The sequence below is a fragment of the Microbulbifer jejuensis genome, from assembly GCF_047289955.1.
In the GTDB taxonomy this organism is placed as follows: Bacteria; Pseudomonadota; Gammaproteobacteria; order Pseudomonadales; family Cellvibrionaceae; genus Microbulbifer.
In genome coordinates, this window is record NZ_JBLBUB010000052.1 from 1 (window position 1) to 9,788 (window position 9,788).

The 9,788-nt window shown below is 45.2% G+C and carries 10 protein-coding genes and 1 pseudogene; 7 read left to right on the forward strand and 4 right to left on the reverse strand.

Annotated elements, in window-relative coordinates; genetic code table 11:
• Window positions 1-793 precede the first annotated feature (793 nt).
• Complete coding sequence (locus ACL7TT_RS20000; protein ID WP_413397957.1) at window positions 794-1,294, forward strand: hypothetical protein; 501 nt, start codon at window positions 794-796, stop codon at window positions 1,292-1,294.
• 57 nt (window positions 1,295-1,351) lie between these two features.
• Here ACL7TT_RS20000 and ACL7TT_RS20005 read toward each other — a convergent pair whose 3' ends face one another.
• Window positions 1,352-4,135 carry a tetratricopeptide repeat protein gene (locus ACL7TT_RS20005; protein WP_413397958.1) on the reverse strand — a complete coding sequence of 928 codons (2,784 nt, stop codon included), beginning with the start codon at window positions 4,133-4,135 and terminating at the stop codon, window positions 1,352-1,354.
• A gap of 56 nt (window positions 4,136-4,191) precedes the next feature.
• The gene (locus ACL7TT_RS20010; protein WP_413397959.1) at window positions 4,192-4,776 is read right to left on the reverse strand and encodes an ECF-type sigma factor; all 585 of its coding nucleotides are present in this window, start codon (window positions 4,774-4,776) and stop codon (window positions 4,192-4,194) included.
• A 1,049-nt stretch (window positions 4,777-5,825) separates the two neighbouring features.
• Here ACL7TT_RS20010 and ACL7TT_RS20015 point away from each other — a divergent pair.
• Window positions 5,826-6,242 (forward strand): annotated as a pseudogene (locus ACL7TT_RS20015) (DDE-type integrase/transposase/recombinase); the annotation flags it as partial.
• On the opposite strand, the gene ACL7TT_RS20020 reads toward ACL7TT_RS20015, so the two are convergent.
• Window positions 6,215-6,712 (reverse strand): hypothetical protein, encoded by a 498-nt coding sequence (locus ACL7TT_RS20020; protein ID WP_413397960.1) that lies wholly within the window; start codon window positions 6,710-6,712, stop codon window positions 6,215-6,217. The pseudogene ACL7TT_RS20015 and the gene ACL7TT_RS20020 overlap by 28 nt on opposite strands.
• Before the next feature lie 75 nt (window positions 6,713-6,787).
• Between ACL7TT_RS20020 and ACL7TT_RS20025 the strand changes: the two genes are divergently transcribed.
• The 4 genes from ACL7TT_RS20025 (at window position 6,788) to ACL7TT_RS20040 (ending at window position 8,875) form a co-directional block, all read left to right on the forward strand.
• Window positions 6,788-6,973 (forward strand): DUF2523 family protein, encoded by a 186-nt coding sequence (locus ACL7TT_RS20025; protein ID WP_413397961.1) that lies wholly within the window; start codon window positions 6,788-6,790, stop codon window positions 6,971-6,973.
• Window positions 6,973-7,860, forward strand: a complete 888-nt coding sequence (locus ACL7TT_RS20030) for a zonular occludens toxin family protein (RefSeq protein WP_413397962.1) — start codon at window positions 6,973-6,975, stop codon at window positions 7,858-7,860. The genes ACL7TT_RS20025 and ACL7TT_RS20030 overlap by 1 nt, the downstream gene beginning before the upstream one ends.
• 32 nt (window positions 7,861-7,892) lie before the next feature.
• Window positions 7,893-8,315 (forward strand): site-specific integrase, encoded by a 423-nt coding sequence (locus ACL7TT_RS20035; RefSeq protein WP_413397963.1) that lies wholly within the window; start codon window positions 7,893-7,895, stop codon window positions 8,313-8,315.
• Window positions 8,316-8,545: 230 nt separating this feature from the next.
• Window positions 8,546-8,875: a type II toxin-antitoxin system death-on-curing family toxin gene (locus ACL7TT_RS20040; RefSeq protein ID WP_413397964.1), complete on the forward strand. Its 330-nt coding sequence runs from the start codon at window positions 8,546-8,548 to the stop codon at window positions 8,873-8,875.
• A 293-nt stretch (window positions 8,876-9,168) separates the two neighbouring features.
• On the opposite strand, the gene ACL7TT_RS20045 is transcribed toward ACL7TT_RS20040, so the two are convergent.
• A complete protein-coding gene (locus tag ACL7TT_RS20045; protein WP_413397965.1) occupies window positions 9,169-9,456 on the reverse strand; it encodes a hypothetical protein in 288 nt (95 codons plus the stop codon).
• 105 nt (window positions 9,457-9,561) lie between these two features.
• Between ACL7TT_RS20045 and ACL7TT_RS20050 the strand changes: the two genes are divergently transcribed.
• Window positions 9,562-9,788 (forward strand): helix-turn-helix domain-containing protein (locus ACL7TT_RS20050; protein WP_413397966.1); only part of this gene is annotated, 227 nt, incomplete at its 3' end.

Sequence of the window (9,788 nt, forward strand, 5' to 3'; positions counted from 1 at the left end):
TCAGGGGGAGGTTGATGCAGTGGTATGCGATTTAAATAACCGCCCAAGGAAAACATTAGGCTTTGAAACACCAGAAGATTTAATGGATAATTACTTGGCGGCACAAGCCGCATAAATGGTATGCACTTCAAGGTTGAATCCGCGATGTGTTACCAGGCTGCTGAAAAATACTTTGTCAGTAGCCTGATATCCCAAATAGAGATCTTGGATCTGACAGTCAAGCGTATGGCTGCTTGATTTTTTGTAGAAGGTGCGCGGCCTTCCTAGGCTAAGAAAACAAAGTAAGCCTTTTTAGAAACCTGCTAGGTACACCCGTACAGGCTCCATATGTACAGATCTAATGCTATACCTGAAAATTGAATACAATGGGTGGCTCAGAAAATCCTACGACCGTCACAAAATTTGATACTTCCGATGCAGCGGTAGTGCCCCGAAAAATACTCCAGCAAATTCTGGCAGAAAGAAAACAGATTAAAAAGATCGAGAAATTTGTCCGGTTTTTTTACTAGATTCTGTTTTAAAATAATGGGATTGGAAACATGATGATCAGCGCCTATCCCATTCAGAGCATATAGGGAATTGATACTTTGACAAATATTATTACACGAATACTCGCCAGTATTGCGAGATTACTTATAGCCAACTTATCAACAAGTTTTGTGACCCATACACAAACCTTACCATCAAATTTTGTTTAAAGATTTAAATTGTGTAAGGGCTGTGAACCATACGAATTGCTAACATCAACAATATGAACAAATAACTTACACCTTATTTATCTAGGATAAACGATATGAAACAGTACACAGAAAGGTCTATTATCTCACTAATTTTTATCCTTGTTTTTTCTTTAGGTAATACTGCAGCATTCAGTACAGATCATGATGACTCAGAGATAGTGTTGCCAGTTTATAATAGTGAAGAATGTAATCAGGAGTTTTTCCGTCCGCCGGGAATAAGGGAATGTGTAAATCTACAGGATTTGCTAAGCCCCAATCCGCCAGTAGAAGCACCTGAGGGAGCGTGCCCGGAATTTTGGCAGCGCTATGATCAAGGAGGATTTTGTTTACCAAGCCACTCAGTTGTCTCTTGTGGAAGTACGTATTTCAGTTGCAATAACTCGCAGAGTGATAAATTGTGGTTAGTCCCTGGCTATATCGGTTGCCCAGAACCATCTCAAGTTATAGTTGGGAAATATCCCTCGCATAATAGAACTGGAGAATTATTTTTAACCTATAGGCCGGTGTTTCTCTGCCAAGCACTGGGTCCTCCAGAAAGAACTGATCCACTGTAAGTTTTCCCGGAGGAAATAGAACTTCCCCTTACCAAACATGTCGAAATCAACTGAAAGTTATAGTGTGCTCACGGGCACACCTGTTGTTTCCTCCAGAATTTCGCTATGATTGTTTAAATGTTTCAGTGCCTTTTTAACTTGCTTAGCAAGGTTGTGCATACTATGACGCTTTAAAAACAAAGGGTGAGATTGCAATATAGTATCAGCAGACTCTAATCGGAGTATTGCCGTAGTGGGAGTGTATGCTGCTTGGATTAGTCCAAGCACCGCTTCGGCTTCAGCAATCATACTATGGCCGATAGTAAATTTTGCTTGTCTGCTGGTCAAAGCTGCCTTAGCTAGCGCTTCTGCTCTGTATAATTCTTTATTTTCGGCTAGCAGCACTCTGGCCAGGCCGAGCTGGGCTATAGAGGTACGCACTCCGGTTTCGGGCAATAAATCGAGAGCCCTGGTATAAAGCTGTCCGGCCGTTCCCCAATCTCCTTTTGCCATCGCCAAAGAAGCAGGCTGGCACAATCCTCGGCCCATAATTTTGTCTGCTACTTTCAACTTCCGGAAAATTTCTATCATTTCTTTATAATGTCGATCAGCGGCATCAAGTTCGCCTTTATCTTGCAAAACGGCACCCAACCAAAGCAAGACAAAAGCGATTCTGATATTAATTTGTTGGTTTTGTGAGCGCTTGACACGCAAGGCCTGTTGCAAATAGATTACTGCAGTTTCGAAGTCTCCTTTTCGATGAGACAATACACCCAAGGCCCGCAACGAATCACCTACATATGGATGATCGGCGCTCAATATGTGCTGCTGAATAGACAAAGCCTGCCTACTGAGCTCAGCGGCCTCCTCAAAGCGCTCCAAGTCCGTAAGCATCGTGGCCAGGTTGTTTAAGGCTATAGTATAATATGAGTGTTTTTCACCGTGGATGATTTTTTGAATGCGTATTACTTTTCGCATATGTGCCGTGGCTTCCTCAAAACGCCCCTGATAGTAATGAATATTACCTAGTCCATTGAAAGCAACGGCCATTTCATTCTGTCCTCCAGGAATTTCCTCTACTAAATCTATTGCCTTCTTAAAATAGAATCCCGCTTTTTCAAAATCTCCCCGCTTCTGAAATAGATTGGCAAATGCATTGAGAGTTTCTGCTTGGTTAACTTTGTTACTTTCGAGCACAGATTTCCGCCTACTATTCTGATAAATAGCAAGACTTTCTTGTAATAGTTGTTCTGATTCCTCATACTGATTCATAGAACTCAGGTTAATAGCCAATTTGGTCATTGTATCGGCAAGTTTTAGTGAATCATTTTTAGTCAGCTTGCGCTGTTGTTCCAAAGCCTGCCTTAGCAGCTCCTCGCTTTTATTGTATACCCCTTGACTATAATAAATTGTCCCTAAAACGCCCAGCATATGGCTACGAATTGCCGGTGCTTTTTTGAGACTTGCATGAATTTTCTCTTGACCATTTTCCAACAATTGCTGAGCACTGATTTTATCTAATCCAGAAACATTCGGGTCTGAGTGTTTAAATATATTGATTAAAAAATCGGATACCTGCTGGGCCTTCTGTGCCTCAAATACACTTCTCTCTAACGCCCGCTGAACGCTACGTGATTGAATGGTTACCGTTATTGTGTATGCCATTATAATACATAGAAAAGACACAGATATAAACAGCGCCCGCCAGTGCCTGCGAATGCGGTTATGTACTCGATAGCGGAAACTCCCCTGGCGTGCATAAACCAAATTTCCGTCCAAGTGGGCTTGAATATCAGTAGCAAACTCCCGCATTGAGCTGTATCTATGTTCTGGTTCTGCACGCAGAGCTTTTAGCACAATCGCATCCAGATCACCACGAAGTTTTTTACTTGGAAAAGCGCCTCTTTGTAAATTCTTATTTGCTATTTCACTGGGTAATGTAGGGCAACCTTCGCACATTATCTGTGCTAACTCATACAGCGATCCTGCCTGGTCACTGTAAGCTTTATGCCCGGTTATCAGCTCGTAGAGCACCAAGCCCAACTGGTAAATATCGATACTAATAGTAACATGCTTCTTTTTAATTTGTTCTGGTGCGGCAAATCCTGGCGTCATTACGAATTCACCATTCTGCGTCAATCCCTTTCCCAGCTCTCTTGAAATAAATTTGGCAATGCCAAAATCTAATAATTTTACCTGCCCTTCGCTATTAATCAGAATATTGGAAGGCTTGATATCCCGATGTACAATCAGGTTGCCATGTGCAAAACTCAAGACATCAGCAATCTGTAAGATAAGAGATAAACGCGCCCGCAGATCCAAAGCATGTTCGTCACAATAGCGATTAATATCTACACCGCGGACAAACTCCATAATGATGTATGGCTGCTGGTATTCTGTAACACCGCCATCGAACATCTGAACGATATTTGGGTGATTGAGGGACGCTAGGGTTTGCTGCTCAAGCTGGAATCGCTCAAGACCCATTTTTCCTTCGCCCATCTCCGCACAAAGCAATTTGATTGCCACCTCCTGTTTGAAATTACCTTCTTCCCTCTCTGCCCGATATACTACGCCCATACCACCGCGTCCAATTTCTTCACAGAGCTTATAGGCACCCAGGCGATCACCCGTTTTAATCAGTGGCAATGAAACTTGAATTGCATTAACTTTTGGCACGAACGTTTTGAGAAATGTGGGCGCATTGCACTCTGCTTCCAGTAGAAGCTCAACTTCTCGGCATAATTGTCTGTCTTTTCCACAGACCTGTTGAATAAAAGTATGGCGATTTTCTTCTGGCTGCTGTAGAACCTGGCTAAAAATAGCCTGTATTCTTTCCCAGCTTTCCTTGGTAATTTTCATAGTCAAGCTTTGAATTCTTTGAAGTAAAGTAACAATTAACTAGAGGTGGTAAAATCTTAGGATTCCAATGTCAATACCAATAAGGCTTTAGCTTTTTTCCAATGCCTTCTGATAGTGCGCTCACTTACATGATATATTTGTGCTAATTCTGCCTCTGTAAATCCGGCAAAAAAACGCAATTCCACCAATTCGGTTAGTTTTTCATCGATTTTTCTGAGTTTCTCCAGCACCTCGTTGATCGCCAGTAGCGTATCAAGACTATGGCTGGTATACATATCAGGCTCGTATAATTCCTCTGTATAAGCAACCCGGACCACATCTCCACCGCGCTTCTGAGTCTGCTTTTGCTCAGCATAATTGATCAGGACATGTCTCATAGCCTTAGCACATAGACAAAAGAAATGTTGCTTATTGCTCACACGGATATGCGGGTAACTCTCGTTTAGCTTAAGGTAGGTTTCGTGTAATAAAGCAGTCGTCTGCATGGTCTCGATGGACCAGGCTTTTTTCAATTGACTGTGAGCTAAACACTTCAATTCTTGGTAAAAGGTAGGAAAAAGATACGCTAAATTATTCTCTGAATCTTCCAAATATTTTTTTTTAGATTCCAGCAAGCTATCGGTAATAACAGTGTCGCCCATTTTAAGTCTCCTGGTGGTTCATGTGGCTAATTCTGTGAAGGTTGCTTTATACGCCCTACCGAACCAGGATCTGGCTGGTAGGGTTTTTTCGGTTAAATGGTTGCACTTTCAGCGTTATGCGCCTTGATACAGTGTTCCATCTCAGAATTCAGCTCTGAAACATTGATGAATACTCTTCTGTGTAGCATTTTGCACTCCAGTCGAACAAACTACCCTTCTGCCCCATTCAACCAAAATGCACGGAAAGGATAAAGTGGACATAGATACGTGAACGTAGTTCAACCCTATAACAAATCTATTTTGTTTTATATGCACAAAATTATCCTAAAATTATAATACTTGCAACCTTATCAAAGCACTCAGGGTTACTACTGATCCTGAATATTTTTATTCGATATGGGCATAAACGACGGGTTTCCATATCTACCGAGCCTGCCATAGCGTCACCGCTGTATATTTCTCTATTCTTACAATCCTCCAATGCATTGCTTCTTCTGATATGCGCTTTGTTGTCAAAAACAAAACTTGATCTACAATGCCCATATCGATAACTGTTAGCCATTCACTGCGGCCATACTCCTGCACCCCTTCAATGCTCTTATCTTCAAAGCGACTTCGCAATCGATAAACAGTCTTCGATGATGTCCTCTGCGCCGTGCCCCTCTCTGTAGGGGGTCATTCCTTCGCTGAGGTAAAGAAAAATATTCACTCGCATAATCTGCTCATATGACAGAATCACTGATCGGCACCATTTGATAAAATGGCCATGTCATTGTTAAAATTTGGAGAAGTTTAGTGCACGTAGAGAAATCACACTATACGCGCCTCTCTCTACCAGCTACATAAATTTTCGCATAGACTGTTAGCTCGCACAGAAGTTCTTGTACCAGGTAAAACCAACCGCGTAAAGACAGGTTTGCAGTTTGCCCCCGCACACCCTTGCACATATAGGTCTACATAAGGCAGTTCATAAAAGAACGTCGCTCGGAGCAGTGAAGTGTCACCTGGATATCCCTTACCGAACAAGTCCTGGATGCCAAGGGAATGGCATTGGCTGGGCGTTGTCGCTATCACCAGATACGGCGCTAGTAAAGAAGGCGTTGACGATGGCCTATGAATCGAGAAGTGAGCCTGAAGGTGTAATGTTTCACTCAGACCAAGGATGCCAGTACACCAGCTTGGGGTTTCGGCAATTGCTGTGGCGCTACCAGATGAAGCAGAGCCTAAGTCGCCGTGGGAACTGCTGGGATAATGCGCCGACAGAGCGTTTCTTCAGGAGCTTGAAGACGGAGTGGGTACCGGAGACTGGCTACTCGAGCTTCCCGGCAGTAAAGCAGGCGATCAACGATTACATCATCGGCTACTATAGCCAGATACGGCCACACCAGAACAACGACGGTTTGCCGCCGAATGTGGCTGAAGAAAAATATTGGAATGCTCAAAAAACGGTGGCCAAAAATACTTGATCACTACACCATAAAGCATCCTGATAAAGTCTGGCGGCTCTAATGACAGCAATAGCTTCTCTGTTGGGAAGCCTTGGAAGCATTTTTAATGGTGCTAAATCCTCAAGAGAGCGATGACCTATGGAATAAGGTAACTTTAAGCTTCTGCTGTCGAGCCTGATTGTAGGTTCACTTCGCACTCTAAAATTTCTAGGTCGACCCATGGGATCGCCACCATGATCAAAGTTGCGTGTTGAATCTGCGGCTTTCATCCTAATTCCTAAATATAACGATACCAAAGCTGCAATCTCATCCGAAAACCAACCTCCATGATAATTGGAAGTGTTTGTCTGATTCACTTCTGGTAAATTATAATCCAAGTGGAATCCTGCTCTAAGAATAATACTTGGCTGAAGTAATCCTGGGCTATTTTCTGATGGAACAGTATTTAAAAATTTGTATGGTCCATAGCCGTCAGGTAATCTCCCCATTTTTACCTGCAACCAAAAGTAGACGTTAAGCCACCATCAACGGTGGTTTACCGCCATTTGCTTTGTGTGGCCGAGATGGCCTGGGGCTTTGCTTCTACCATTGTGGATTCTTTCCAGTTGAGCCAGTTGGTCAACAATGCCTTTGCGGGCGTTGACTCCAAGGCGTTGGCATACATTAACTATTTCCGGCTGGTCGATTGCATTAACCTTTTGCTCAATGCCGCCACCACCCGCTTTATTCTTTCCATGGTGGGCTGGTAATGGCTATTGCTATCCACCACGGCCCCAATGGTTCATTCAAGAGTTTTGGCGTTGTCCAGCGCTTCGCTATCCCTGCGCTTCAGCAAGGGCGCATGGTTATTACCAACATCAAGGGCTTTGATTCTATCGACCGTATCTGCGACGCCCTGGGCGTGGATATTCCCGAGGATGCCCAACTGCTGTATATCGACACGCAGGGCAACGAAGAGGCCAAGGACTATTTGCGCCGCTGGTTCCACTGGGCTCCGTTTGCCGCGCTCCTGGTTTTGGATGAATGCCAGACCCTGTATAGGGAAGGGCGCGGCGGTTTTGATCCGGCCTCTGTCACTATCAGGCCCGGCGATTCTGTAGAGCCCGTCGCCTGGACCGACCCCGAAGGCAATACCCGACACATCGAGCGCCCTACCACCTTGTGGGAGGCTTTCGAGCGCCACCGCCATTTCAACTGGGACGTGTTCCTGGTCTCGCCCAATATCGGCAAGGTGCACAAAGAGCTGCGCATGAATACCGAGTTTGCATTCCGCCATCGCAATATGACCGGTGTGCTTCCTTGGAAGATCAAACCCTGCTGGAAGGAAGTTAAGCATGACCCAGAGAACACTGGAAAATCCCTTTCTCACGTCATCCAGGCGAAGGAGTACAAAGCCGACCCCCGAATCTGGCAGCGTTATAAATCCACGGAAACCGGGGAGCACCGGGACTCGCTCGTTGGCCTCAAGGTTTTTAAAAGCCCTAAGCTCCTTTTCTATCTCACGGTTATGCTACTTGGCTTTGTTGGTTTTGGAGCTGCAATGGTTGCTGTTGTTGAAGGTCGCAAAGCTGATAATGCGAGCTTACCGCCGCCCTGTCCTATGCCTCGCCTTTTATCCGCGCCTATGTCCGTGTAAAGCTGGCCTACGGCATTCGCAAGTGCGACCTGTTGCGCCTGCGCCTTTCCGACCGGCGCCCCGAAGGTCTGCGGATGCTGCACAGCAAGACAGCCGAGTCCTCCGGCCGCGAAACGCTGTATCAATGGACCGATGCCCGCTGGTGGGCCTGGGAGGCGGCCATTGCTGCCCGCCCTATCCAGGCGCCGCCCAATGCCTATCTGTTCTGCACCCGTGCGGGAGAGCCCTATATAAATGAAGAAGGATTGTGCAGCGGCTTTAACAGTATCTGGCGCCGTTGGCTTGATCGCGCCCTGGATGCGGGCGTCATTCTGGCCAGGTTTACCGAGCAGAACTTGCGCGCCAAGGTGGCTACGGATTCCGTGGATTTGGAGCAGGCCAGACGGCGTTTGGGACACACCGATACCGCCACAACCCGGCGTCATTACTGGCTTCGCCCGGAAATTGCGGACTGAGTGCGGGACAATTGGGGTTTTGTGGGACAGCTGTAAAAACTGAATGCTCTACAGGCCCCGTGAAATGGTGGGTCGTGCTGGATTCGAACCAGCGACCAATTGGTTAAAAGACTTCCACTAATAGTGGAATTTTTCCAACATTTTCAATGGGTTAGGCGCACCCTACTGTCCCAGACTGTCGGGTAAAATCTCCTCTAACCCATTGATTTTTGGTGTATAGGAGGTGCTTTTTGGGACAGCAAAACTGTATATTTAGCCAGCAATTTTGTCATATCGTAACCGTCCCTACCATCCTAGTAAGTGACTGCCCAACAGGTTACGAAATAGATCAATATACCGAGGCCATAGCCAAAGGCCACGTCTTCAACGACGGCAGCAAGCGAACGGCTCTGATTTCCATGCCCAGCTTTCTTGAAGAGAATGATATTGGCGTGGATGCAGACCAGAAACACATTGCCGAGTGGATCATTGATCTGGCAGATGGGCGAGTGACCCATAAGGAGTTCGCTCCCTGGCTAAAGACGCGCCTGCGGGGTAGCCTCCCCGCAGAGCTTGCTTAGCGATCTTGTGCTCATCCATTAATGAAATACTTTATGTCAGCAGCGACCACCACATCACATACATGGAGGAAGGACCGCCAAAAAAGCATCACGAATCCAGCGGATTCATTCTCAGGGTACCAAAGCTCCTGACCGAGCAAAATCTGGGTTGACTCCTCCTGCGAGAACTTCAACCCATACTTCTCCACTATCACCATAAAACACTGAACATAGATGGCCTGCACTGGCTCATGGGGCGGTATCCTACTCATCAGGGCCTTTGTCAGAATGCAAACACAATTGGGGCTTTTTCCTTAACTACCCACTAACTCAATTTCACCAGATGATAGAGTTAGCCTGTGACTTTCTGTTCTTCCCTCGCCACGACCCCAAACCTTTTCCACCTTCACAAAGTTATCACTTACCTCATATACATCCAAAATATCATGTAGCATAGAATTAATATCACTCACTTCTTCTTCTGGTAAGAATTCAGTAATTCTTGGGTTTATATAAAGGACTTTAACTTTTGAACCTACTACAACTTTTTTCCCATTAACATCAACAGCCATATTTATACCTTGACCTAAAATGTAAGTCACAAATGATCGCCCTGTGGTCCTGTACATTTGCAACTAGTGCAGTGTATTAAATTGACTGCTGATATATACTCTTGAGCGCTCTCCCTACAAACTGGAGTTAGTCAGATGCCCGCTCAGGTCAAAATTACACTGTCAGATAAAGATAGAAAGCAGCTGGAAAAATACGTAAAAAGCCGCAAGACATCGGTGAGGCTTGTTGAGCGTTCAAAGATTTTATTGCTGGCCAGCCAGAATACCCCTAACTACAAAATTGCCAAAGAGCTGAATATTGATGTTAACAAAGTTGGGCGATGGCGCAATCGCTTTGCAGATAAGGGCCTTCTAGGTATAGA

Excerpts from the sequence above, each read along its gene's own strand:
- ACL7TT_RS20025 (WP_413397961.1), top strand. The coding sequence starts at position 6,788 with ATGGCCTGGGGCTTTGCTTCTACCATTGTGGATTCTTTCCAGTTGAGC.
- ACL7TT_RS20000 (WP_413397957.1), top strand. The coding sequence starts at position 794 with ATGAAACAGTACACAGAAAGGTCTATTATCTCACTAATTTTTATCCTT.
- ACL7TT_RS20005 (WP_413397958.1), bottom strand. The coding sequence starts at position 4,135 with ATGAAAATTACCAAGGAAAGCTGGGAAAGAATACAGGCTATTTTTAGC.
- ACL7TT_RS20030 (WP_413397962.1), top strand. The coding sequence starts at position 6,973 with ATGGCTATTGCTATCCACCACGGCCCCAATGGTTCATTCAAGAGTTTT.
- ACL7TT_RS20010 (WP_413397959.1), bottom strand. The coding sequence starts at position 4,776 with ATGGGCGACACTGTTATTACCGATAGCTTGCTGGAATCTAAAAAAAAA.
- ACL7TT_RS20020 (WP_413397960.1), bottom strand. The coding sequence starts at position 6,712 with ATGGGGAGATTACCTGACGGCTATGGACCATACAAATTTTTAAATACT.